The 23,640-nt window shown below is 71.8% G+C and carries 18 protein-coding genes; 5 read left to right on the top strand and 13 right to left on the bottom strand.

The window, feature by feature from the left end; translation table 11 throughout:
• Nucleotides 1-41: 41 nt before the first annotated feature.
• Genes pstA through ACIQV3_RS08850 form a run of 3 tightly spaced genes read right to left on the bottom strand, consistent with a single transcriptional unit; the run spans nucleotide 42 to nucleotide 3,003 of the window.
• Nucleotides 42-1,358, bottom strand: a complete 1,317-nt coding sequence (pstA, locus tag ACIQV3_RS08840) for a phosphate ABC transporter permease PstA (RefSeq protein WP_403711176.1) — start codon at nucleotides 1,356-1,358, stop codon at nucleotides 42-44.
• Complete coding sequence (gene pstC / locus ACIQV3_RS08845; RefSeq protein ID WP_403711178.1) at nucleotides 1,355-2,377, bottom strand: phosphate ABC transporter permease subunit PstC; 1,023 nt, start codon at nucleotides 2,375-2,377, stop codon at nucleotides 1,355-1,357. The genes pstA and pstC overlap by 4 nt, the downstream gene beginning before the upstream one ends.
• A complete protein-coding gene (locus tag ACIQV3_RS08850) occupies nucleotides 2,374-3,003 on the bottom strand; it encodes a hypothetical protein (RefSeq protein WP_403711180.1) in 630 nt (209 codons plus the stop codon). The genes pstC and ACIQV3_RS08850 overlap by 4 nt, the downstream gene beginning before the upstream one ends.
• An 891-nt stretch (nucleotides 3,004-3,894) precedes the next feature.
• On the opposite strand from ACIQV3_RS08850, the gene ACIQV3_RS08855 reads away from it, so the two are divergent.
• The gene (locus ACIQV3_RS08855; protein ID WP_403711622.1) at nucleotides 3,895-5,883 is read left to right on the top strand and encodes a discoidin domain-containing protein; all 1,989 of its coding nucleotides are present in this window, start codon (nucleotides 3,895-3,897) and stop codon (nucleotides 5,881-5,883) included.
• An 81-nt stretch (nucleotides 5,884-5,964) separates the two neighbouring features.
• A complete protein-coding gene (locus tag ACIQV3_RS08860; RefSeq protein WP_403711182.1) occupies nucleotides 5,965-6,564 on the top strand; it encodes a TetR/AcrR family transcriptional regulator in 600 nt (199 codons plus the stop codon).
• Between the two features lie 7 nt (nucleotides 6,565-6,571).
• Here ACIQV3_RS08860 and ACIQV3_RS08865 read toward each other — a convergent pair whose 3' ends face one another.
• The 3 genes from ACIQV3_RS08865 to ACIQV3_RS08875 form a co-directional block, all read right to left on the bottom strand.
• The gene (locus ACIQV3_RS08865) at nucleotides 6,572-7,456 is read right to left on the bottom strand and encodes a formylglycine-generating enzyme family protein (protein WP_403711184.1); all 885 of its coding nucleotides are present in this window, start codon (nucleotides 7,454-7,456) and stop codon (nucleotides 6,572-6,574) included.
• 87 nt (nucleotides 7,457-7,543) lie between these two features.
• On the bottom strand, nucleotides 7,544-8,947 hold the full coding sequence (locus ACIQV3_RS08870) for a sulfatase (RefSeq protein WP_403711186.1): 1,404 nt from the start codon (nucleotides 8,945-8,947) through the stop codon (nucleotides 7,544-7,546).
• A 139-nt stretch (nucleotides 8,948-9,086) separates the two neighbouring features.
• Nucleotides 9,087-10,046 carry a LysR family transcriptional regulator gene (locus ACIQV3_RS08875; RefSeq protein ID WP_403711188.1) on the bottom strand — a complete coding sequence of 320 codons (960 nt, stop codon included), beginning with the start codon at nucleotides 10,044-10,046 and terminating at the stop codon, nucleotides 9,087-9,089.
• A 230-nt stretch (nucleotides 10,047-10,276) separates the two neighbouring features.
• On the opposite strand from ACIQV3_RS08875, the gene ACIQV3_RS08880 reads away from it, so the two are divergent.
• Nucleotides 10,277-13,744 carry a M28 family peptidase gene (locus ACIQV3_RS08880; protein ID WP_403711624.1) on the top strand — a complete coding sequence of 1,156 codons (3,468 nt, stop codon included), beginning with the start codon at nucleotides 10,277-10,279 and terminating at the stop codon, nucleotides 13,742-13,744.
• Nucleotides 13,745-13,851: 107 nt separating this feature from the next.
• Nucleotides 13,852-14,982 (top strand): PP2C family protein-serine/threonine phosphatase, encoded by a 1,131-nt coding sequence (locus ACIQV3_RS08885; RefSeq protein WP_403711190.1) that lies wholly within the window; start codon nucleotides 13,852-13,854, stop codon nucleotides 14,980-14,982.
• 61 nt (nucleotides 14,983-15,043) lie between these two features.
• Here the strand turns inward: ACIQV3_RS08885 and ACIQV3_RS08890 are convergent, their stop codons facing one another.
• The 7 genes from ACIQV3_RS08890 to ACIQV3_RS08920 form a co-directional block, all read right to left on the bottom strand.
• Entirely contained in the window at nucleotides 15,044-16,612 is a 1,569-nt protein-coding gene (locus ACIQV3_RS08890; RefSeq protein WP_403711192.1) for a hypothetical protein, read from the bottom strand.
• Between the two features lie 166 nt (nucleotides 16,613-16,778).
• Entirely contained in the window at nucleotides 16,779-16,973 is a 195-nt protein-coding gene (locus ACIQV3_RS08895) for a hypothetical protein (protein ID WP_403711194.1), read from the bottom strand.
• A 100-nt stretch (nucleotides 16,974-17,073) separates the two neighbouring features.
• Nucleotides 17,074-17,733: an ABC transporter ATP-binding protein gene (locus tag ACIQV3_RS08900; protein ID WP_403711196.1), complete on the bottom strand. Its 660-nt coding sequence runs from the start codon at nucleotides 17,731-17,733 to the stop codon at nucleotides 17,074-17,076.
• A complete protein-coding gene (locus ACIQV3_RS08905; protein WP_403711626.1) occupies nucleotides 17,726-18,625 on the bottom strand; it encodes an ABC transporter ATP-binding protein in 900 nt (299 codons plus the stop codon). Before ACIQV3_RS08905 ends, ACIQV3_RS08900 begins: the two co-directional genes overlap by 8 nt.
• A 115-nt stretch (nucleotides 18,626-18,740) precedes the next feature.
• Nucleotides 18,741-19,634 (bottom strand): ABC transporter permease, encoded by an 894-nt coding sequence (locus ACIQV3_RS08910; RefSeq protein ID WP_403711198.1) that lies wholly within the window; start codon nucleotides 19,632-19,634, stop codon nucleotides 18,741-18,743.
• A complete protein-coding gene (locus ACIQV3_RS08915) occupies nucleotides 19,627-20,592 on the bottom strand; it encodes an ABC transporter permease (protein ID WP_403711628.1) in 966 nt (321 codons plus the stop codon). The genes ACIQV3_RS08910 and ACIQV3_RS08915 overlap by 8 nt, the downstream gene beginning before the upstream one ends.
• 74 nt (nucleotides 20,593-20,666) lie before the next feature.
• The gene (locus ACIQV3_RS08920) at nucleotides 20,667-22,268 is read right to left on the bottom strand and encodes an ABC transporter substrate-binding protein (RefSeq protein ID WP_403711200.1); all 1,602 of its coding nucleotides are present in this window, start codon (nucleotides 22,266-22,268) and stop codon (nucleotides 20,667-20,669) included.
• Nucleotides 22,269-22,504: 236 nt separating this feature from the next.
• On the opposite strand from ACIQV3_RS08920, the gene ACIQV3_RS08925 reads away from it, so the two are divergent.
• Nucleotides 22,505-23,509, top strand: a complete 1,005-nt coding sequence (locus tag ACIQV3_RS08925) for a fibronectin type III domain-containing protein (RefSeq protein ID WP_403711202.1) — start codon at nucleotides 22,505-22,507, stop codon at nucleotides 23,507-23,509.
• Nucleotides 23,510-23,640 lie beyond the last annotated feature (131 nt).

Genomic DNA, 23,640 nt, shown 5'->3' on the forward strand with positions numbered 1-23,640 from the left:
GTACGAATGGACGCGGCGCGGGGCCGCGAGGAGCGGGGCGGCTACGCCCGGGGCGGAGGTACGGCCGGCCACCCCTGTGGCTCCGGCCCCCCGGCCTCCTCTTCGGCCAGGGCGAGGTCCCGCTCTTCGGCCCGGGCCCGCATCCGCTCCAGGTCACGGGCGGAGGCGAGGACCCGGCGGTGCTGGGCCCCGCGGCCGAGCTGGCCCGGGGCCTTGCCGCCGATGACGCGGGCGAGCACGAAGAGCAGCAGCACCAGCCCCATCAGCAGGGCGGCGCAGCCGAACCCGCGGGCGATCATGGACTTCTCCGGGGACTGGACCAGGCTGAAGACCGCGAGCGGAAGCGAGAGTTGCGGTCCCTCGAAGGGATTGGCGTTGAGCCCGTTGGCGATGCCCGAGGTGAGCAGCACCGGGGAGGTCTCCCCGATGCCGCGGGCGGTGCCCAGGATGACGGCGGTGGTCAGTCCGGACCGGGACGTGGGCAGGACCACCGTCCACACGGTGCGCCACTGACCGGCTCCCAGCGCGTAGGAGGCCTCCTTCAGCGAGCCCGGCACCAGCCGGATCACCACGTCGGAGGCCCTGATGACGATCGGCAGCATCATCACGGACAGCGCGAGGGCGGCGGCGAAGCCGGACTTGTCGAAGTGGAGCAGCAGGATCCAGGTCGCGTAGACGAACAGGCCGGCCACGATGGAGGGCAGTGCGGTCATCGCCTCGACGATGGTGCGGACGAACCGCGCGTAGCGGCCCGGCACCTCGTTGAGGAACACCGCGCAGGCCAGCCCCAGCGGCACCGACACGGCCAGCGCGATGCCGATCTGCTCCAGGGTGCCGACGATCGCGTGCAGTGCCCCGCCCTGGGTCAGCGGCTCGAGCGGGCCGGTGGCGGCCATGTCCTCGGTGAAGAAGTTCAGGTGGGCCAGGGCGGACCAGCCGCGCATCAGAACGTAGCCGACGACGAGCACCAGGGCCGTCATCAGCAGGGCGGCGATGCTGTGCACGAGGACCTGCGCGAGGCGGGCCCGCACGGTGGCGGCGGATTCGTCGAGGGAGACCAAGACGGCGTAGAGGGCCATGAAGGCCAGGTAGAGGACGACCACGAAGCCGAGGGGGGCGTCGAAGGGCAGGATCCGGCCGAACAGCAGGGCGGTCACGGCGAGCGCGGCGGCGGCCGCACCCGCCATGGCCAGGACGTCGCGCAGGTGCAACGTCGCGGTGTTGCGCCGGTGTTCGGGCGGGACCCCGGCGCCGTCGCCCACCACGGGCGGACGGACGGTGGCGGCGGTGGCGGTGGGGACGGCGGAGCCGGCGGGGACGGCGCCCGGGACGTGCGGCTTGTGCGTGAGGGCGGTCATGCGTCGGCCCCCGCTCCGGAGCGGCTGCGGGCCACGACCGAGGAGGCGATGAAGTTGACCACCAGGGTCATCAGGAAGAGGGTGAGGCCGGCCGCCATGAGCGCGGATATCCCGAGGGGGCTGGCCGAGCCGTAGCGCAGGGCGATCAGGGCGGACACGGAGATGGCGCCGTTCTGGAGGATGTGCGGCTGGATCACGAAGACCGGGGAGATGATCAGGTAGACGGCGATGGTCTCGCCCAGCGCGCGGCCGAGCCCGAGCATGGTGCCGCCGATGATCCCGCCCCTGCCGAAGGGCAGGACGACGGAGCGGATGACGCCCCACGGGGCGGCGCCGAGCGCGAAGGCGCCCTCGCGCTCGCCGGGCGGCGCCTGGGCGAAGGCCTCGCGCATCACCGAACAGGCGATCGGCGTCACCATCAGCGCGACGACCATGCCCGCGATGAAGGTGGAGGAGGTGTAGAAGGTGTTCGGGCTGAGCGGGTCGCTCGGGTCGTCCCCGTCGACGGCGAAGGGCGGGAACCAGCCCAGGTACGTGGTCAGCCAGCGGGACAGCCCGACCACGTACGGCTGGAAGAGGAACAGGCCCCACAGGCCGTAGACCACGCTGGGCACCGCGGCCATCAGGTCGACGAGGCTGATCAGGGTCTGCTTGACGCGGCGCGGCGCGTACTCGGTGATGTAGAGCGCGGTGCCCATCGCCAGCGGCAGCGCGAAGAAGATCGCGACGCCGCCGATCAGCAGGGTGCCGACCAGCACCGCCGCCACACCGAAGTTGTGGGAGTCGGGTTCCCAGGCGGAGGTCGTGAAGAAGGACCAGCCGGCATCGTCGAGGGCGCTGACGGCGCGGACCCCGAGGAAGACGCCGACCAGGGTCATGACGAGCAGGACGGCGGCGCCGGCGGTGCGGGCCGAGCCGCGGAAGATCCGGTCGGCCGGATCGCCGCTCCCCGAGAGGGCGCGCGGGGTGATGTGCTCGTCCTCGGGGACGGCCGGGGGGATCACCGTGGTCGTGGTCATCGCAGCCCTCCCCCGCGCAGGGCCAGCCCCGGGGCGTCCCCGGCACCGGGCAGCCGCAGACCGCGCAGCCGCCGGGTGTGGGTGACCCCGGAGGCCACCTGCGCCTCGGCGGCGGCGGACAGGAACAGCTGGAGGCTGTGCCGGCATTCGCGCTGGCGGCGGAAGGTGCGGACGGCCACGGCCACGCACTGCTCGTCGAGGACGAGCTGCCAGGTCCAGGCGCCGACGCCGGAACCGGAACCGGAACCGGACAGGGCGCCGGAGCCGCCCGGGAGCACGCCGCCCACCCTGCGGGGACCCGTACCCGTACCCGTACCCGTACGATTTCCCGCGTCCGCTCCCGCACTCGGGGCCGAAGCCGTTCCGGCGGCCGTTCCCGCCGCCGTGCCCGCACCCGCGGCCGAAGCCAAGGCCGAGGACATCGCCACGATCGGGACCGCCTCGGCGATCCGCTCCCGGAGCCGTTCCACGGCCGCGCCGCAGGCGCCGAGGGCGCGGAACACCGAAGGACTGCGGCCGAGTTCGTGATTGTTGGAGCCGACCAGGCGCCAGGTGACGGCGTCGGGCCCGCCTCCCTGGCCGCCGTGGCCGCCGCTCCCGCACACCGCGTGCGGTCCCCCCGCCATCGGTGCAGGCGCCTGACGTCTTTCTACGTCCACCCAGGACACGAACAGAAAACGTGGCTGAGACACCGGACCGCCCCCCTTCCCCACAAGCCGTGCGTGGCCGGAAAACGGCCACCCACCCATGGCCGCGGGCATGACAATCCACGGGGCGTAGGACTCTGGGACACACGGATCGGTGAAGCAGAAACGGAGAACACGTGAACGGGCAGCGGAGCCGTGTTTCGCGTCCTATGGCGCTTTCCGCCCGCAGTACCAGGGATCAAGCCGCGAACGGCCCCGGGCGACCTCCACAGAAACACCACGAGGGGGGACTCAGGACCTGGCGGCGGAAGACATCGCACGCCTCGGGGCGGGGCCCCCGCGCCGGGCCCCGGGACCCCCCTGCCGGCCGCGCCGCAGCGCCCCCACCCCACCACCGGGTGGCCGAAACAGCATCCCGCCACCGATTCCTACCGGTTCCCACCGGTCAGGGCCCCAGGACACCCGGCCCCGCTTCAAACTCCCGCACTACCGGGCCCCGTTGCCTGGCCCCGGCCCAGGCCCCGGCCTCCATACCCGATCCACTGCACCCGATCCTCCGCATCCCGCTGACGGCGAACCTACGGACGAGTAGGGTGACGATCCATCAGGTCATGTGACCCGGACCCTTGACTCTGTACCCGGCAGTAGCGATTCTCGACCCAACGCTTGCGCGGGACATGACAAACAGGTGCCAGGGCGGCCACGCCTCCGGTGGACCGTGTCCTCGACCGCGCCCTCCGCCGACCGAGGACGTGAGTAGTGGCCCTGACCCCAGAACGCCGAGAACCCCGCAGGCAACGACCGGGGCCCCGCCCCCACCGCCGGCGCAAGCCGATCGCGATCCTGTCCCTGTTGATCGGCCTGCTCGCCATGGCGCTGGGCCCCGTACCGGGAGCGGCGGCCGACAACGGCTGGTGGAACCCGACCGCACGGCCCGCGCCCGACTCCCAGATCAACGTCACCGGCGAGCCCTTCAAGGGCACCGACGCCCAGGGCAACGTCCGCGGCTTCGTCGACGCGCACGACCACATCATGTCCAACGAGGGCTTCGGCGGCCGGCTGATCTGCGGAAAGCCGTTCTCCGACGCCGGGATCGCCGACGCGCTCAAAGACTGTCCCGAGCACTACCCGGACGGCAGCCTGGCGATCTTCGACTTCATCACCAAGGGCGGCGACGGCAAGCACGACCCCGACGGCTGGCCCACCTTCAAGGACTGGCCCGCCCACGACTCGCTGACCCACCAGCAGAACTACTACGCCTGGATCGAGCGCGCCTGGCGCGGCGGCCAGCGCGTCCTGGTCAACGACCTCGTCACCAACGGGGTGATCTGCTCGGTCTACTTCTTCAAGGACCGCGGCTGCGACGAGATGACCGCCATCCGGCTGGAGGCGAAGAAGACCTACGACATGCAGGCCTACGTCGACAAGATGTACGGCGGCGCCGGCAAGGGCTGGTTCCGCATCGTCACCGACTCCGCCCAGGCCCGCGAGGTGATCAAGCAGGGCAAGCTGGCCGTGGTCCTCGGCGTCGAAACCTCCGAGCCCTTCGGCTGCAAGCAGATCCTGGACATCGCCCAGTGCGGCAAGGCGGACATCGACCGCGGCCTCGACGAGCTGTACAACCTCGGCGTGCGCAGCATGTTCCTGTGCCACAAGTTCGACAACGCCCTGTGCGGGGTCCGCTTCGACGAGGGTGCGCTGGGAACGGCCATCAACGTCGGGCAGTTCCTGTCGACCGGCACCTTCTGGCAGACCGAGCAGTGCCGGGGACCGCAGCAGGACAACCCGATCGGCCTGGCCCCCGCGGCTTCGGCCGAGAAGCAGCTTCCGGCGGGCGTGAGCGTGCCCTCGTACGCCTCGGGCGCCCAGTGCAACACCCGCGGCCTCACCGACCTCGGTGACTACGCGGTGCGCGGCATGATGAAACGCAAGATGATGCTCGAACTCGACCACATGAGCGTGAAGGCGGCCGGCCAGGCCTTCGACATCCTCGAAACCGAGTCCTACCCCGGCGTGATCTCCTCGCACAGCTGGATGGACCTGGGCTGGACCGAGCGGCTCTACAAGCTCGGCGGCTTCGCCACGGCGTACATGGGCGGCTCCGAGGGCTTCAGCGCCGAGGCCAAGCGGACCGACGCGCTGCGCGAGAAGTACAACGTCGGCTACGGCTACGGCACCGACATGAACGGCGTCGGCGGCTGGCCCGGCCCGCGCGGGGCGAACACCCCGAACCCGGTCACGTACCCCTTCCGCAGCACCGACGGCGGCTCCGTCATCGACAAGGTGACCACCGGCCAGCGCACCTGGGACCTCAACACCGACGGCGCCTCGCACTACGGCCTGGTGCCCGACTGGATCGAGGACATCCGGCTCACCGGCGGACAGGGCGTGGTGGACGACCTGTTCAAGGGCGCCGAGTCCTACCTGCGCACCTGGGGCAATTCCGAGCAGCACAAGGCCGGAGTGAACCTCGCGGCGGGCGCCGCCGCCTCGGCGAGCTCCGCCGAGTGGAACCCGTTCATCAGCTACGCGCCCGGCAGGGCCGTCGACGGCGACCGGGGCAGCCGCTGGGCGAGCGACTGGAACGACGGCCAGTGGGTGCAGTTCGACCTGGGCTCGCCGGCCCTGGTCAAGCGGGTCACGCTCGAATGGGAGCGCGCGTACGGAAGGTCCTACCGCATCGAGCTCTCTCCGGACGGCACGAACTGGCAGACGGCCTGGTCCACGGCGAGCGGTGACGGCGGCCTGGACACGGCCCAGTTCGCCGGTGCCCCGGCCAGGTACGTCCGCGTCCACGGAGCGGGACGCGGCACCCAGTGGGGTTATTCCCTGTACGAAGTCGGCGTATACAGCAGCTGACGGCGTCGAGCGGGGTGTCCGGGGCCGGTGCGCCCGCGGACACCCCGCTCGGGGCGCACCGGAGCGAAGGGGAACGCGTACATGGCACGGATGCCGCTGACCGACCGGCGCAGGCAGCTGACGGAGGCGGCGATCCGCGCGATGACCCGCGACGGGGTGTCCAGGACCACGACCCGCTCCATCGCCGCCGAGGCGGGCGTCTCCCTGAGCGTCTTCCACTACTGCTTCGATTCCAAGCAGGCGCTGCTGGAGTCGGTCATTGAGACCATCACGGCGCACTACGTCACTCTCGTGAAGGCCGCGATCGTGCCGAGGCCGACGCTGCGCGAGACCATCCGGGCCGGCTTCCAGGCGTACTGGGACCATGTCGTGGCGAGCCCGGGTGCGCACATGCTCACCTACGAGCTCACCCAGTACGCGCTGCGCCAGCCGGAGTTCGGGCACCTGGCGCGCAAGCAGTACGAGTCGTACTGCGATACGTACGCCGAGCTGCTCGAAGAGCTCCGGCGGATCACGCCGTTCGAGCTGAGCGTGCCGGTGGCCGTGCTGGCCCGCTATCTGGCGGCCATGACGGACGGGGTGACCTTGAACTTCCTGGTCCTCGGGGACGAGAAGGCCGCCGCCGAGATCCTGGACATGGTCACCGATCACGTGGCCGCCCTCGCCGTCGAGACGGGCTGATAGACCCTCAGTCGGCCACGCGGAAGCCGATGTTGGACGTCGAGCTGTCCGGGGTGTTGGAGCTGCGGGCCGCGACCCGGTAGCGGTTGCAGTACGAGTCGTGGCAGAGGAAGGACCCGCCGCGCATCGCACGGGACGGGTGGCCCGGGGCGAAGGGGTCCGCGGACCACTCCCACACGTTCCCGACGGCGTTGTAGAGCCCGTGGCCGTTGGGGCGGTACGACTTCACCGGGACGGTGCCGGTCCGGCCGCCGGTGTGGGTGGTGGGGAAGTCGCCCTGCCAGATGTTCAGCAGCACCCGGCCGCCCGGCGCGAGTTCGTCACCCCAGGGGTAGCGGCGCCCCTCCAGGCCGCCGCGCGCCGCGTACTCCCACTCGGCCTCGGTGGGCAGCCTGGTTCCGGACCACGCGCAGTAGGCCACCGCGTCGTTCCACGAAACGTGGACGACGGGGTGGTTCTGCCGGGAGGCGATCGAGGACCCGGGCCCCTCGGGGTGCTTCCAGCTCGCACCGGAAACCGCCCGCCACCACGGGACCCCGTCCACGGCCGGTGCGGAGAGGGCGAGTTCGCCCGTCAGAAGCCCGGCGAAGACGAAGGAGAAGCCGAAGTCCTCGGCCTCCGTGACATGGCCGGTGGCCTTGACGAAGGTCGCGTACTGGGCGTTCGTCACCGTCGTCGGCGCGATCCGGAAGGGGTCCACCGCCACTTCCCGGACCGGTCCCTCCCCGTCGGCCGGGAACCCGTCCGCGTCGTCGGTGCCCATGAGGAAGCGCCCGCCGGGCAGGTCGAGCAGACCGCGGACGGCCCGGGGCGCGGCGACGGCCGGCGCGGCGAGCAGGGTCAGGGCGCCGGCCGGGGAGTCGTGGCCCGGGGTGCAGCAGGAGGAGGACATGAGGGCTCCGGTGGACGGTGGACTTACGTGCGGATGGGTGCGGTCCGGCCGGGCGCACGGGGGCGCGCCCGGCCGGAGGTGGGGGGGCTAGCCGACCCGGTCGGCGGCGAGCTGAGCGGCCAGGGCCGGGATGCCCAGGTTCCGTTCCTGCTCCGGGGTGGCCTGATAGAGCTTGTTGACCAGCTGGTGCGGATCGGCGGCGAGGTCGTAGTACTCGCGGAACTTGACCTCTCCGGTGCCGGCCACGGTGCCGTTGGTGTCGGTGTACAGCGTGTAGTACTCGACGTACTGCTTGTCCTTGGCGACGTAGGAGGACCAGGTCCGGTGGTCCGTGCCCTGGCCCTGGCCCTGGCGCCACCATTCGACGAGCAGGTGGTCGCGGCTGTACGAGGTCAGCAGCGACGTGCCGTCCTGCGGGGTGTTCGGGGTGATCCCGGCGGCGTCGAGGATGGTGGGCGCGATGTCGATGTTGGCGACGATGCGGTTGTCCACCGTGCCGGCGCCGAGGCCTCCGGCGGGCCAGGAGAGGTAGAACGGCACCTCGTGGGCCGGGCTGTAGGGCACCGACTTGGCGGTCCAGCCGTGGTCGGCCCAGCCGAAGCCGTTGTCGCCGATGTAGATGACGAGCGTGTTGTCGAGCTGGCCGGTGGCCGCCAGCTTGTCCTTGAAGGCCTGGACCGCGTCGTCGACGGAGAGCAGCACGCGCAGTTGCTCGGCGCGGATGCGCTTGCCGTCCTCGAGGGTGCCGGTGGCCTCCTTGATGTAGGTCGGCTTGTCACTGCGGTCGGCCTCGGTGACGGAGGGGCGTCCGTTCCACTCGGGTACGGGCACGCCCGCGTACTTGGCCTCGGGCGTGCGGGGTCCGTGCGAGGCGTACGGGGTGACGTAGGCGAACCAGGGGCGGGTGTCGGTGGCCGCCTTGTCCAGGAAGCTCAGCGTGCGGTTCTTGATGATGTTCGTGGTGTAGCCGTTGATCGTCTGGACCGACCCGTTGACGTTCCACTTGGCGTCGACGTATCCGGGCTGGAGCAGTGCGTAATCCTCGAAATGCGGAGGCGCGTCGGCAAGGTTCCACGCATTGAGGTATTTGCCGAAGAGGCCCGTGCGATATCCGGCCTGCTTCAGATAGCGCTGGACGGTGGTGTTCTGGTCCAGGGACGCCGAAGCGGCGTTGTTGCGGACCCCGTGGTTGTGGGCGTAGCGGCCCGAGAACACGGAGGAGCGGGAGGGTGCGCACAGCGGGGTGGTGACGTGGCCGTGGTTGAACTTCACGCCCTCCCCGGCCAGCCAGCCGATGGTCTTCTGGAGGGCCCAGTCGGTCTGTTTGGGCTGGTCATCGGTGACGATCAGGAGGATGTTGGGGCGATTCGCGGCCGCCGCGGGGGCCGCCGCCGCCTGGCCGACCGCGGGAACGGTGGCGGCCGCCGCGGCCGCGGCGGTGCCCGCGAGGAAACCTCTGCGGCTGACCTGTGCGCGGATTCTCTTGCTCATGGGTATTTCCTCTGCTGTCCGGAGGGGAAATGACGTGGCGGCCACTGCCATGCGGAGAGCGTAGAGGGAGCTGAATACCCTTTCCATGTACGGAGTATGAAATGACGTCAGGACTCGGCCCGGGGCGCCGTGCGGGCGGTCAGTCGAGGGTCGGGTGGGCTTCCGGATGCCCGTCCCACCACATCCGGTGGAAAGGGTTGTTGTCCACATTGGCCAGGTACGCGTAGACCGCCGACCGGTAGAAGAGCTCCGCCTGGCGGGCCGAGACCGTCGAGCGGTTCCAGGCGAGCCGGATGCGGCCGGTGACCGGTGATCCGATCAGCGGGCGCATGACGGTGCCCGTCACGGCGGGTGCCGTGGGCTGGCTGAGGGAGATGGCGCGGCCGGCGGAGATCAGGTCGTACTGCATCATGCGGTCGGTGATCCGGTAGCGCAGGGCGGGGACGAAGCCCGCCTTGGCGCAGGCCTCGATCAGCGCCTCGGGTCCGCCGTCATCGTCCTCGATCAGGGTCATCCACTGCTCGTCGGCGAGGTCGGCGAGGTCGAGGGCCTCCAGCCGGGCCAGCGGATGCCGCGCCGACATCCGGATGCAGAAGGGCTCCCTGGGGACCAGGGTGCGGGCCGTCACTCCGGCGGGCAGCGGCACCTCGTGGTCGTTGACCTCGCCGTACACGATGACGTCGTAGCGGCCCGCGCCGAGCATCCGCACCAGGGCGGTCACCGAGTCCTCGATGTCCACGGTGATCTCCCGGCCGGACAGGACCAGGTCCCGCCGGGCGATCAGTCCGTCGATCAGCACCAGCAGGATGCAGCCCAGGCGCAGCGGGGCGTCGGCCGTCCGGGCCCGCGCCTCCGAGCCGAGGGCGTCCATCTCGCTGAGCACCCGGCGGGCCTTGGCCAGCACGAACTGGCCGAGCGGGGTGGGTTCGACCCCGAGGCGGCCCCGGACGAAGAGTTCGCCGCCGGTGACCCGTTCGATCCGGCGCAGCTGGGCGGAGAGCGCCGGCTGGGAGACCCCGAGGATCCGCGCCGCACCCCCCAGGCTTCCCGTCTCCGCTATCTGGCAGACGGCTTGCAGATGTCTCAACTCCAGCTGCATCCCGGCAGCTTACGCAGCGTCACGCGTCGGCACCATAACGCCGGTCTTATGTCCGCAGGGATGTCCCGATCTGGTCATGGACACGCCCATACTCGGCCGCGAACAGCCAGACCGCCCCACCGCCATTTCCTGCCCATCCCCGCCCGTCCCCGCACCGCCCCCGCCCCATCCCCCCACACGATCGGAGTGGACTCTTGCAGCCCACCAGATGGCTGGCCGCCCTCGCGGCCATGGTGCTGACCACGGGCCTCGCCGGCACGCTGGCCACCACCGCCACCGCCTCGCAGAACTCGGACCCCGGACCGTCCAGCTCTGCCGAACGGGCGGTCGCCGCGGCCGACGCGGCCGTGCGCAGCGGCCTCGACAGCCTGGTCAACTCCCCGCAGCAGCAGTACGACCGGCGCCTGGTCACCCCCTGGGTCAAGGACCTGTACTCCGTCGCGTACGAGCGCAGTTACCGCGGCCTGCCGGTCGTCGGCGGCGACGCGGTCGTCCTCGCCGACGGCGAGGGCCGGGTGCGCGCCCTCCAGTCGGCCTCCGCGACCGTGATCGACGTGTCGACCACCGCGTCGTTCTCGGCGAAGGCCGCCGAGGCCGTCTCGCGCGGCCGGCAGGTCAAGACCGACAAGGTGGACAGCAGCCGGCTCGTCGTCAAGCTCAAGGACGACAAGGCGGTACTGGCCTGGGAGACCGTCCTGACCGGGCGGACCGCCAAGGCGCCCAGCAAGCTCCACGTGTTCGTGGACGCCCGCACCGGCAAGGTCGTCGACACCTTCGACGAGGTGGTCGCGGGCAGCGGCAACAGCAAGTGGAACGGCCCGAACCCGCTGACCATCGACACCACGGCCTCCGGAAGCACGTACTCCCTGCGCGACCCGAACCGGACCGGTCTGAGCTGCGCCGACTACAGCAGCGGAACGGTCTTCTCGAAGTCCACCGACTCCTGGGGAACCGGCAACCCGACCTCCAAGGAGACCGGTTGCGTGGACCTGATGTTCGCCGCGCAGAAGCAGTGGGACATGCTGAGCCAGTGGCTCGGCCGCAACGGCGTCAACGGCAGCGGCCGCAGCTTCCCGGCCAAGGTCGGGCTGAACGACGTGAACGCCTACTGGGACGGCAGCACGGTCACCATCGGGCACAACAACGCCAACGAGTGGATCGCCGGCGTGGACGTGGTGGCCCACGAGTACGGGCACGCCATCGACTCCAACACCCCCGGCGGCACGAGCGGCCAGGAGTCCGGGCTCGGCGAGGCCACCGGTGACATCTTCGGCGCGCTGACCGAGGCCTTCATCAACCAGCCCTCCCCGTACGACACTCCGGACTACCTCGTCGGCGAGACGATCAACCTCGTGGGCAACGGTCCGATCCGCAACATGTACAACCCGCCGGCCGTCAACAACGACCCGTCCTGCTACAGCTCCTCGATACCGGGCACCGAGGTGCACGCGGCCGCCGGCCCGCTGAACCACTGGTTCTACCTGCTCGCCGAGGGCACCAGTCCGGGCGGCGGCAAGCCCAACAGCAGCACCTGCAACCAGTCCACGCTGACCGGTGTGGGCATCCAGAACGCCGGCAAGATCTTCTACGGCGGCATGCTGCTGAAGACCTCCAGCATGTCCTACAAGAAGTACCGTACGGCGACGCTCAGTTCCGCCAAGTCGCTGGACACCACCTGCGGCCTGTTCAACAAGACCAAGGCCGCCTGGGACGCCATCAGCGTGCCCGCCCAGACCGGTGACCCGACGTGTACCCCGAGCGGCCAGAACAGCGACTTCTCACTGGCGCTGAACCCGCCCTCGGGCACCGTCCAGCAGGGCGCCTCGGCCACCACCACGGTCGCCACCGCGATCTCCACGGGCACGGCCCAGCAGGTCACCCTCACCGCGTCCGGCCTCCCGGCCGGGGTCACCGCCACCTTCAGCCCGGCCACCGTGCAGTCCGGCCAGTCCTCGACGCTGACCCTGACCGCCTCCTCCAGCGCGGCCCCCGGATCCTCGACCGTCGTGGTCAAGGGCCAGGGCACCACCCTCTCGCACACCGTCGACTACGCGCTCACCATCGGCGGCACCACCCCCAACCCCGGCGCACCGAACATCGACGTGGCCGCCGTCCAGGCGCACCTGACCCAGTTCAGCACGATCGCCTCCCAGAACGGCGGCAACCGCCGGGCGGGCAGCGCGGGTTACACCGCGTCGCTGGCGTACGTCAAGGGCAAGCTGCAGGCCGCCGGCTACACGGTGACCGAGCAGAACTGCACCTCGTGCACCTACCCGTCGAACAACCTGATCGCCGACTGGCCCGGCGGCCCCGCCGACCAGACGATCATGTTCGGCGCGCACCTCGACAGCGTCTCGGCGGGTCCGGGCATCAACGACAACGCCTCGGGCTCCGCGACCCTGCTGGAGAACGCGCTCGCCCTCGCCCAGAAGAACCCGACCATGACCAAGCACGTGCGCTTCGCCTGGTGGACCGACGAGGAACAGGGCCTCAACGGCTCGAAGTTCTACGTCAACCAGCTCACCAGCACCCAGAGGACCGCCATCAAGGCCTACTACAACTTCGACATGGTCGGCTCGACCAACGGCGGCTACTTCATCAACAACGTCAACTCCACCGCGGCCGCCCCGCTCAAGGCGTACTGGACCTCTCTGAACCTCGCCCCCGAGGAGAACACCGAGGGCCAGGGCCGCAGTGACGACTACTCCTTCCAGCAGGGCGGCATCCCCACCTCCGGCTACGCGGCCGGGGCCAGCGCCCGCAAGACCTCGGCGCAGGCCGCGAAGTGGGGCGGCACCGCGAACGCGGCGTACGACCCCTGCTACCACGCCTCCTGCGACACCACCAACAACATCAGCGCGACGGTCCTGGACCGCAGCGCGGACGGCGTGGCCTACACAGTCTGGAACCAGGCCGTCGGCGGCACCACCCCCGGCCCGGACTTCTCGATCAGCGCCTCCCCGGCCACCGGCAGCGCCGCCCAGGGTGGCACCGCCACCTCCACGATCAACACCGCGACCACCAGCGGCGCCGCCCAGACCGTCGCCCTGTCGGTGACCGGAGCCCCGGCCGGCACCACCGCCTCGCTGAGCCCGGCCTCGGTCCAGTCGGGCAGCTCCTCCACGCTCTCCGTCCAGGTCGGCGCGAGCACCGCGCCCGGCACCTACACCCTGACCGTCACCGGCTCGGGCTCGGTCAGCCACACCACCACCTACACCCTGACCGTCACGGGCACCGGCCCCTCCTGCACCCCGCGCCAGCTCGTCTCCAACGGCGGGTTCGAGAGCGGCACCACCCCGTGGACGACCACCACGAACGTCATCACCAACCAGGCCGGCCAGACCCCGCACGGCGGCACCTACAAGGCCTGGCTCAACGGCTACGGCACGCCCCGCACGGACAGCGCCGCCCAGTCCGTGACCATCCCGACCGGCTGCTCCTCGTACCAGCTCGGCTTCTACCTGCACATCGACACCGCCGAGACCGAGAACACGGTCTACGACACCTTCACCGTCTCGGTGGGCGGCCAGACGCTGGCGAGCCTGTCCAACGTGAACGCGGCCGCGGGCTACCAGCTCAAGACGTTCAACGTCTCCCAGTTCGCCGGCCAGACGGTCACGCTGAAGTTCCAGGGCGTGGAGGACGCCTCCCTGCAGACCTCCTTCGTCGTGGACGACGTCACCCTCCAGGTGAGCTGACGCCCCCGGCACCCTGAGCACCACCTGAGCACCACCCGGGCGGCACCCGCCCCGGCCACACGGCCTGAGCGGGTGCCGCCCGGCCGTGCGCGGTGTATGCAGGAGGCATGGACCCCTCACCGGCGCACCCGCGCTCCAGCAGGTTCCGGGAATCACGCGCGGTGCTGCTGTCGGTCCCGTTCGCGCTGATCGCCGTGGTCACGGTGGTCGACGTGCTGGCGCCGCCGGAGGTCCACCTGGGGCCCTTCCTGGTGGCCGCCCCGGCCCTCACCGCCTCCTTCGCCGGTCCGCGCACGACCGGGTTCGTCGGCGCCGTGGCGGTCCTCGCGCAGGTGGCGGTGGCGATCGCGCGCACTTCCCTGACGGACCTCAACCACACCTTCCAGATCATCGCCCTCGTGCTGATCTCGGCTTTCGTCACCTTCTTCGCACACTTGCGCGAAGTCCACGAGCGCCAGCTCACCCGGCTGCGCTCCGTGGCCGTCGCGGCGCAGCAGGTGATCCTACGACCGCTGCGCGACCGGATGGGCCCGCTGCGGATCGCCTCGGTGTACCTGTCGGCCGAGACCGAGGCACAGATCGGCGGCGACCTGTACGCGGCCGCCCGCACCACCGACGGCACCCGGCTGCTCATCGGCGACGTCCGCGGCAAAGGGCTGGAGGCGGTCGGAGAGGCCTCGGTGGTCCTGGGCGCCTTCCGGGCCGCGGCCCACCTGGAGGCCGATCTGCCGGGCCTGGTGGGCTACCTGGAGGCCGCCGTGGCGGCCGACCCGGACCGGGGCGCGGACGGCCGGGGCGGCGGCCCCGGCCGGCCGGAGGAGGGGTTCACCACGGCGGCGGTGCTCGACGTCCCCGACGCGGAGCCCTCCCTCCGGCTGGTCAGCTGCGGGCACCCGCCGCCGCTGCTGCTGCGCGGGGGCCGGGCCGTCCCCCTCCAGGTGGACCACCCGGCGCCGCCGCTGGGCCTGTCCGACCTGGTGGACACCGGCTTCACCGCGCAGTCCTTCGCCTTCGGGCCGGGGGACGTGGTCCTGCTGTACACGGACGGCGTCATCGAGGCCCGCGACGCCTCGGGGGCCTTCTACCCGCTGCGGGAGCGGGCCGCGGACTGGCCCGGAGACGGCCCCGAGGCCCTCCTGCGCCACCTCTGCGCCGACCTCCTCGCCCACACCCCGGACGGCTTCCTCGGCGACGACGCGGCGATGGTGGCCATCGAGCGCGTGGGCCGCCTGCCGTGAGCGGACCCCGTCCGGTGGACGGCCCCCGCTCACGCACGGCGCGCCGGCCCGGCGCGGTGGCTCAGCGGCCGTCGCGGACCGCGACGATGCCGTTGAAGACGCCGACGTAGGCCGTCCCGTCGGGGCCCAGCGTGATCGGAGCCCAGTTGTTGTCGTACAGCGGGCCGGTGCCGGTCAGCTGACGCCAGCGGCGCTCGCCGGTGCGGAAGTCGACGGCCGTGAGGTACCAGGCGTCGATCCCCCAGACGTTCGGCTCCTTCTCGTAGAAGTAGAGCAGCCCGTTCGCGGTGGAGAGCTTCGGGACCACGGAGGGCGAGCGGATCGCGCTCTGCCAGACCGTGTCGCAGCCGCTGCCGTCGGCGCGGACGTCGATGCGGGTGACGCCGCCGACAACCGATTTGCCGAGGACCAGCGACGTGACGTTCTCGTAGCCGTAGTTGTTCTCGACGACGATGCTGTTGCCCCAGGTGATCAGGGAGTTGTCGGTGGTCGAGGCGCCGGACCGGAACACCGGGACCTTGCACACCAGGCGCTGCCCCTCGGGCACGTCCGGGCCCCGCTTGAAGACCAGGACGTTCATCCGGTCGTCGGCGTTGTCGGTGATCGCGACGTAGCCGTCACCGAAGAGGTCCGGGGTGGTGCCCGAACCCTGGTTGACCGAGCCGGGCTTGGTACCCGTACCCCGGTCGTAGGTCTGGCGCCACTGCACGACGGGGGTGCCGTCCGGGGAGGCGGCGAAGCTGTACAGCGCGTGGTCCGTGACGATGGAGACTCCGTCCTCGCCGACCGAGAAGGAGTTCTGGATCTCCTCCCCCGCCAGCCCGACCGAGCGGATCACCGAGGTCGCCGGGTCCACCGTGCCGACACGGCCCTGTCGGGTGACCCACCAGATGCGGCCGTTCCAGTCGGGCATCACCGAGGTGACCGGATCACAGGTTCCCGTGGGCCACAGGTTGGTCCAGTCGACGCAGTCGTGCGGGACCTGGCCGGTGAGGTCCCAGTCGTTGTCGACCGTGAACTGCCAGCTTCCGTCCGGCTTCTGGGCGTGCGAGAGGCGCAGGACGTGCTGGCGGGAGTCGGCCAGCACCGCCCGGTCCTGGTTGTCCAGGTAGAAATAGGCGCCGCCCGAGGTGTCCTTGAAGATCTTCGAAAAGTCGAGCGAGGTGATCGCCTGGACCGTCGAGGAACGCTGCGGGAGCTGGTGCTCCGCGAGCGTGGCGAGCGTACGGGGCTCCAGCAGTTTGACCTTGAAGCCGCCGAAGGTGCCGCACACCGTGACCAGCCGGCCGCCGGAGTCGAAGGTGGCGGTGGCGCATTCGCCGCCGAGAGCGGCGATCTTCTCGCTGGTCACCTGCGGTTTGTTGCCGAGCGGTCCCGACCAGGGCGAGGTGGCGCTGCCCGCCGCGTCGGAGTGCATGCCGCTGCGGCCGTTGGGCGCGAGGAAGGGGTGCTGCGGCGGCGCTTCGCCGGGGAGCGGGGCGGCGGTGGCGGGACCGCCCTGGTAGTGGCTGACCAGGCGGTGGCCGGGGGCCAGGGGTATCTCCTCGGCGGCGGCCGGCGAGACCCCGTACAGCACCGCGAATGCGGCGAGAGCGGGTGCCACGGCGCAGTTCAGCGTTCTTCGGAACATCCGGACCACCTCCCTTGTCCTCAGTTGTTGACATTGCGTATGACATCGCGCCGCGGCCAGACGCTAGATCGCACTGCCTGAGGAGTCCATGGACGAGCCGGATGATTCACGAAGGCGCAACAGTTGATCAACTCGCATGCGGAGCAGGGCTGGTACCGGGTGCGGGTCAGGGCGTGAGGCCGCCGACCACGTTCGCCGTGGCCGAGACCCCGTTGTGGATGGTCTGCGCGAGGCTGCTGCTCGCGAGGTAGAAGCCGAGCAGGACACAGACGAGCGCGTGCGAGAACTTGAGGCCGCCACCGCGCATGAAGATCCACGCGAGGACGAGGAGCAGGACGAGGACGGAGAGGGAGATCACCATCGGAACACCTCCTTACGCGCCGCCATGGTGGCGCAGTGGGAGGGCCCTTCGGGCGAAACCCGTGTCCGCCAAACGGGTGTTGACGGTCCGTGACCGGCGTTCAGTCCTTGACGATCTCGTCCCAGTGGACCGTTTCCGCACACCAGCGTCCGAGCAGGACGGGATCGTGCCCCACCGCGAGCAGGCCCGCGCCGGACTCCGCCCGGTACTCCTCCACCACGCCGACCAGCGCGGCCGTGGTGGACGCGTCGAGCATGGCGGTCATCTCGTCACACACCAGCCAGCGCGGCCGCAGCACCAAGGCCCGCGCCACACACGCACGTTGCAGCTGGCCGTCGCTGACCTCGTGGGGCCGCCGGCCGAGCAGGTCCGCGCCCAGGCCGACCCGGTCCGCCAACTCGGGTACGGTGGCGTCGACTTCGCTACGGCGCCCGGTCGCGCGGAGCGGTTCGGCGACGAGCTCGCGCAGCGTGAGCCGGGGGTCGGCCGCCAGCCGGGGCTGCTGGAACACCATGCCGACCGAGGTGCGCAGGGCCCGCGGCGCCCGGTGCCGGAAGCCGGCCACGGCGCGGCCGCCGAAGGCCACGGTCCCCCGGTCGGGCCGGTGCAGCAGCGCGGCGACCCTGGCGAGGGTGGACTTGCCGCAGCCGCTGGGGCCGAGCAGTCCGAGGGATTCCCCGGGGGCGAGGCGCAGGCGGGCGCCGCGCACGACGGGGGCCCGGCGGTCGTAGCCGGCGGTGATGCCGGTGAGCTCAAGCATGGTGGCAGGCCACCCCTTCGGTGAGCGCGGGCCGCTCGGCCCGGCAGCGGGAGTCGGCGCGCGGACAGCGGGCGGCGAAGGCGCAGCCGGGCGGGAGCGCGCCGAGCTCGGGCGGGGCGCCCGGGATGGGCGTGAAGGCCCGCTCGGGGAGGGCGTCGAGGAGTCCGCGCGCATAGGGGTGGCGGGGGCCCGGCACCCCGAAGAAGGCTCCGGCGGGGGCGGTTTCCACGATGCGGCCCGCGTACATGACGGCCACGGTGTCGGCGATGCGGTGGGCCGCCGCGAGGTCGTGCGTGATCATCAGCAGCGCGCGCCCGGCGTCCCGGGTGTGGGCGCGCAGCTCGTCGACCGTGCGGTGGACGAGGTCCCGGTCGAGGCCGGTGGTCGGCTCGTCGGCGAGCAGCAGGGGCGCGTCGCCGATCAGCGCGAGCGCGGTGGCGGCCCGCTGCGCGAGCCCGCCGGAGAGCTCGTGGGGATGGCGGTCGAGCTGGGTGGCGGGGAAGGCCGCCCGCTCCGCCGCCGCTTCGGCGGCTTCCCGCACGTCCGCCCCGGACCGTCCGGCGGCCCCGGTCAGTTCGCGGACCGTCTCCTCCAGGTGGGAGCGGATGGTGCGGACCGGGGTGAGGTGCGCGGCGGGGCTCTGCGGGACCAGCGCGACGCGGCGGCCCCGGATGCTCCGGGCGAGGGTGCGTTCGTCGAGGGCGAGCAGGTCGGTCCCGTCGGCGAGCCGGGCGGCGCCGGCGGTCTCGGCGTTGCCGGGGAGCAGGCCCAGGAGGGCGGAGGCGAGTACGGACTTGCCGCAGCCGCTCTCGCCGACGAGCGCGAGGCATTCACCGGGGGCCAGGTCGAGGGTGGCCTCGGTGACGGCCTCGACGTACCGGCCGCCGCGCATGCGGAAGCGCACGGAGAGCCGGTCCAGCTCGAGCACGGGCCGCGCGGACTCCGGCGCGGCCTGCGGATCCTGCTCCGATGCCGAACGGACGGGGGTCTTCACAGGCTGCGCTCCTTCAAAGGCTGAGCTCCGAGCGGCGGCGGGGGTTGAGGCGTTCGCGCCAGGCGCCCGCGAGGCCCGCGATCGCCAGGGTCGGGACGATGAGGAGGAGCCCGGGGAAGAGCGTGGGCCACCAGTCGCCGGCCAGCAGCGAACCGCGGGCCGTCTGGACGAGGTTGCCCAGGCTCGCCTGGTGCGCGGGCAGGCCGAGGCCGAGGAAGGACAGGGCCGACTCGTGCCACATGGCGTGCGGGACCATCAGCACGGCGGCGAGCCCGGCCTGCGGCATGACTCCGGGCACGAGGTGGCGTACGGTCACCCGCCACCGGGAGGCTCCGCCCGAGACGGCCGCGTCCAGATAGGGCCGCGAGCGCAGCGAGAGGACTTCCGCGCGGACGATGCGGGCCGTGGACAGCCAGTGGGTCAGGGCCACGGAGACGACCACGGGCCACACCCCCGGCCGGAACATCGCCACGATGAAGATGCCGAGCAGCAGGTGCGGGATCGAGGACAGCGCGTCCACGACCCGCATGACGCACCGGTCCGGCCACCCGCCGAGCGCCCCCGCGAGCGCGCCGACCGCCGTGCCGAGAACGGTGGCGACCACCGCCGCCACCAGCCCGACCAGCAGCGAGACGCGCAGCCCGTACACGCAGCGCAGCAGCAGGTCGCGGCCCACGTCGTCGGTGCCGAAGGGATGGGCCCAGGAGGGCGGCAGCAGCTTTGCCGACAAGTCGACCGCCTGCTGGTCGAGTTGGACCAGCGGCGGTACGAGCAGCACCGCCAGCGCGATCAGTACGACGATCACCGCCGAGGTCCGCACCCGCAGGTTCCGTGTGGAGCTCCGGTCGCGGCCGTGGGAGCGCCAGAGCAGCGGCGTCGCGCGGGGCGCCCGGGTCGTGTCAGCCATCGAAGCCCACCCTCGGGTCCGCCAGCCCGTAGAGCAGGTCGGACAGCAGGTTCCCGGCCAGCACGGCGGCCGTGGCCAGGACGGTCAGCGCGGCCAGCAGCGGAAAGTCCACCGAGGTCGCGGCCTGCACGGTGGCCGCGGCGATGCCGGGCCAGCTGAAGACGGTCTCCACCAGCAGCGCGCCCGTGATCAGTTCCGGCACCCGGGACCCGATCAGGGTCAGCATCGGGAGCATGCCGGAGCGCAGCCCGTGGCCGAGCAGCACCCGCCGCTCCCCCAGGCCCCGCGCGCGGGCGCCGCGTACGGGATCCTCCTCCAGCGCGTCGGCCACGCCCTGCCTCACGTAGAGGAAGAACCAGGGCAGTTGGGAGATGCCGAGGACGAGCGCGGGCAGCACCAGGTGGCGGGCCACCTGCCCGGCGGTGATCACGTCGCTGCCCGCGTCGGTGAGACCGCCGGAGGGCAGCACGCCCAGGCGCACCGAGAAGAACCAGACGGCGAGCAGTCCCAGCCAGTAGGCGGGGGCCGCTTCGAGGGTGTACGCGAGCCCGGAAACGACCCGGTCCAGGCGCCCGCCCTGCCGGCGCGCGGCCAGCACGCCGAGCGCGGTGCCGAGCAGTACGGCTACGGCGAAGGCGCAGAGCGCGAGCAGGGCCGACCAGCCGAGCCGCTCGGCGATGACGTCGGAGACGGGCTGGCGCATGACGGAGGAGGTGCCCAGGTCGCCGGTCACCGCCGAGGTGAGCCACTCCCACCAGCGCGCGAGCAGGGGCTGGTCCACGCCGAGGTTGGCCCGCAGCTGGTCCAGTCGGGCCTGCGAGGCGGTGAGCCCGGCGTTCCCGGCGTAGGCCTTGACGGGGTCGAAGGGCGACAGCGCGGCGACCGCGAAGACCCCGAAGGTGACGGCGAGCAGGACCGGACCGGCGAACAGCGTCCGCCGGCCCGCCATGCGCGCCATCGGCCCCCACGGGAGACGGCGGAGCGGGTCGAGGCGGTGGAGTGCGTCGAGACGGTGGAGCGGGTGGGGACGGCTCACTTCTGCTTCGGCTTCCAGCTCTCGACGTTCCACCAGGGGCCGGTTCCGAGGCCGTGGTCGTGCGGCTCGGTCTGGGTGGACGGTCCGTCCCACCGGTCGGCCACGACGTAGAGGTGGTCGATGTGCGTGAGGTAGACGTAGCCCGGGTTCTTGACCAGCTCGTGCTGGACCGTGTCGTACGCCGCCTTGCGCACGGCCGGGTCCGCGCTCCGGCGGCCGTCGAGCAGCGCCTTGTCGACGGCCGGGTTCTCGTACCGGGCCATGTTGTTGAAGCCGTCGCCCGCGAGCGCGGAGTTCAGCGTCAGGTACTGGTCGAAGTCCGGGTCGGCCGGGGAGCCGCCGCCCGCGAGGACGGCCTCGGTCCGCATCCGGGGCTCGATGACCTCCCAGCTGCCGGACTCGGTGGTGACCTGGATGCCCGCCTTCCTGGCGTCGGAGGCGAAGGCCAGCGCGTGGTCCTGGCGGAGCTTGTCGCCGGAGGTGTACCAGAGCGGGAAGACGGCACGGACCCCGTTCCTGGCGCGGATGCCGTCGGCGCCGGGGATCCAGCCGGCTTCGTCGAGGATCCTCTTGGCCTTGGCGAGGTCGTACGCGCGCTCCGTGCCGGCGGCGAACCAGGGGCTGCCGGTCGGGACGGGGCCGTAGGCGGCCTTGCCCGCGCCCTCCAGGAGCTTGTCGACCATGGTGGCGCGGTCCACGGCGATGTCCAGGGCCTGCCGGACGGCCGTGTCGCCGGTGACGGGGTGTTCCGTGGGCAGGGTGACGTTGCGGTAGTCGAAGCTCTGGGCCGCGTACGTCCTGTGCGTCTTGTCGCCCTTGAACCCCTTGGCCAGGTTCGGCGGCAGGACGGCCCCGTCCAGTTCGCCGGAGCGCAGCCGGGTGGCGCGCACGTCGTCGTCCTTGATGACCGCCATGGTGAACTTCTTCACCGCCGGCTCGCCGCCCCAGTAGGTCGGGTTGGCCTTGAAGCTCAGCTTCTCCCCCTTGGACCAGGCGGTGAGCACGTACGGTCCGGTGCCGACGGGCTTGGTGGTGAACTCGCCGCTGTTGACGTCCTGGCCGCCCGCGAGGTGCTCGGGGGCGATGGGCAGGACGGTCCGCTCGGCGAAGGGGGCGTAGGGGTACTTCAGGGTGAAGACGACGGCCTCGTCGCCGCGCGCCGTGACGTCCGCGATCGCGTCGAGCTCGGACTTGGACGCGTTGTTCGTCTTGGCGTCGAGGATCGTCCGGTATGTGAAGACCACGTCCTTGGCGCCGAACGGCCGCCCGTCGCTGAACCGCACGCCCCGGCGGAGCGCGTAGGTGTAGGTGAGGCCGTCCGCGGAGACCTCCGGGAGGGCCTCGGCCAGTGCGGGCTTCAGTTTCATGCCGGCGTCGTGGGCCAGCAGCCCGTCGAAGATCTTCGAGTTGCCGTCCTTGCCGTAGCCCAGCAGCGGGCTGAGGCTCTCCGGCTCGGTGGCTATGCCGACGACCGCGGAGTCGGCTGCCCCGGCGCCCGCCGCGGCACCTCCCCCGGGGTTCGAACAGGCCGCCGCGCCCGCGACGATCACCGCGGCCGCGGTCGCCCCGGCCATTCCCCGTACGGTCCGGGCCTTCATCTGGTGCACTTCCTTCGTTATTGCAAAGAGCTCGCAATAATGCCAGACGGGAACGGAAGAACACGAACCGGGCGCCCCCGGCGGGAAGGGGCCCGCAGGGGTCTTGCCCGGCCGCCGCGCGGCGTGCCATATATGTCTAGACCTTTCCGGGGAGCCGGGAGAAACGGAAGACCCGCAGAACCGGAAGACCCGAAGCACCGGAAGACCCGAAGCACCGGAAGAAGAGGGCGCCCGCCGTGCACGACCCCGCACCCCGCACCGCGCCGCGCCCCCCGCGCCGCTCCCGGCGGCCGTCCGCACGGGGAGGGGCGGCGCCCGCCCTGGCCCTCGCGGCCGTGGCGCTGACGGCGTGCGGCGGCTCCGACACCACGCCCCCGGCGGTCCCGGCCGGGCTCACGGCCCAGGCCGGCAGCGCCACGACCGTGCACGTCATGTGGCTGTCGGCCGCGCCCTCCGACGGGGTGACGTCCTTCCTCGTCTACCAGGCGGACCGGCTGGTCCGCGAACTGCCCGCCGACAAGACGATGACGGACATCACGGGCCTCACCCCGCGGACGGCCTACGCGTTCACCGTCCGCGCCCGGGACGCCGCCGGGAACACCTCCCCGGCCGGCCCGGCCGCCTCCGCCACCACCCCCGCCGCCACGGCCGAGGACCGGCTGGCCCCGACCGCGCCGCCCCGTACGAACGGCCAACCGCTCGGGCCCACTTCCGCCCGGCTGAGCTGGGCCGCGGCCACCGACGACACGGGCGTCACCGCCTACGACGTCTACCAGGGCGACGCCCGGATCCACACGGTCGGCCCCGGGGTCACCACCACCGTCTTGGAGGACCTCCAGCCCGACAGCGTGTACACCTTCACCGTCCGGGCCCGCGACGGCGCCGACAACTCCTCCCCCGACGGCCCCGCCGTCGACGTGAGCACCCCGCCCGGCCCGGGACAGCGGACCGGCACCGCGCCGGACGAGTTCACCGCGGCCGCCTCGCCGGGCGCGGTCACCCTCGCCTGGACCCCTCCGGCGACCGGCCGGGAGACCAGCGAGTACGAGCTCTACGTCAACGGCCGCCCCACCACCGTCATCCAGTTCGGCGCGGGCGCCGTCCCGGCCGGCCGGGCGGAGCACCGCCTGACGGTCGCCGAACCGCCGGGAACCGTATGGACCGTGAAGCTCCGGGCGCGGCTGCCCGACGGCACCTGGGGGGCCTTCTCCGCCGAGCGGCGGATCGTGCTGGCCGCCTGAACTCCCGGTCTGCGTAACGCTTCCTGACAACCCGTTCGTCCGATCTGGGCCGAACGGCACTATCGGGAAGGAAGATCGCGCAGAATACTCCCGTGTTCGGTGAGTACTCGGTCAACAACAATCAGGCAGAT

The sequence above is a fragment of the Streptomyces sp. NPDC099050 genome (assembly GCF_044759865.1).
In the GTDB taxonomy this organism is placed as follows: Bacteria; Actinomycetota; Actinomycetes; order Streptomycetales; family Streptomycetaceae; genus Streptomyces.

Bases quoted from the DNA above. Each gene is read 5' to 3' on its own strand.
- pstA (WP_403711176.1), bottom strand. From the start codon at position 1,358: ATGACCGCCCTCACGCACAAGCCGCACGTCCCGGGCGCCGTCCCCGCC.
- pstC (WP_403711178.1), bottom strand. From the start codon at position 2,377: ATGACCACGACCACGGTGATCCCCCCGGCCGTCCCCGAGGACGAGCAC.
- ACIQV3_RS08850 (WP_403711180.1), bottom strand. From the start codon at position 3,003: ATGGCGGGGGGACCGCACGCGGTGTGCGGGAGCGGCGGCCACGGCGGC.
- ACIQV3_RS08855 (WP_403711622.1), top strand. From the start codon at position 3,895: ATGGCGCTGGGCCCCGTACCGGGAGCGGCGGCCGACAACGGCTGGTGG.
- ACIQV3_RS08860 (WP_403711182.1), top strand. From the start codon at position 5,965: ATGGCACGGATGCCGCTGACCGACCGGCGCAGGCAGCTGACGGAGGCG.
- ACIQV3_RS08865 (WP_403711184.1), bottom strand. From the start codon at position 7,456: ATGTCCTCCTCCTGCTGCACCCCGGGCCACGACTCCCCGGCCGGCGCC.
- ACIQV3_RS08870 (WP_403711186.1), bottom strand. From the start codon at position 8,947: ATGAGCAAGAGAATCCGCGCACAGGTCAGCCGCAGAGGTTTCCTCGCG.
- ACIQV3_RS08875 (WP_403711188.1), bottom strand. From the start codon at position 10,046: ATGCAGCTGGAGTTGAGACATCTGCAAGCCGTCTGCCAGATAGCGGAG.
- ACIQV3_RS08880 (WP_403711624.1), top strand. From the start codon at position 10,277: ATGGTGCTGACCACGGGCCTCGCCGGCACGCTGGCCACCACCGCCACC.
- ACIQV3_RS08885 (WP_403711190.1), top strand. From the start codon at position 13,852: ATGGACCCCTCACCGGCGCACCCGCGCTCCAGCAGGTTCCGGGAATCA.
- ACIQV3_RS08890 (WP_403711192.1), bottom strand. From the start codon at position 16,612: ATGTTCCGAAGAACGCTGAACTGCGCCGTGGCACCCGCTCTCGCCGCA.
- ACIQV3_RS08895 (WP_403711194.1), bottom strand. From the start codon at position 16,973: ATGGTGATCTCCCTCTCCGTCCTCGTCCTGCTCCTCGTCCTCGCGTGG.
- ACIQV3_RS08900 (WP_403711196.1), bottom strand. From the start codon at position 17,733: ATGCTTGAGCTCACCGGCATCACCGCCGGCTACGACCGCCGGGCCCCC.
- ACIQV3_RS08905 (WP_403711626.1), bottom strand. From the start codon at position 18,625: ATGCGCGGCGGCCGGTACGTCGAGGCCGTCACCGAGGCCACCCTCGAC.
- ACIQV3_RS08910 (WP_403711198.1), bottom strand. From the start codon at position 19,634: ATGGCTGACACGACCCGGGCGCCCCGCGCGACGCCGCTGCTCTGGCGC.
- ACIQV3_RS08915 (WP_403711628.1), bottom strand. From the start codon at position 20,592: ATGGCGCGCATGGCGGGCCGGCGGACGCTGTTCGCCGGTCCGGTCCTG.
- ACIQV3_RS08920 (WP_403711200.1), bottom strand. From the start codon at position 22,268: ATGAAGGCCCGGACCGTACGGGGAATGGCCGGGGCGACCGCGGCCGCG.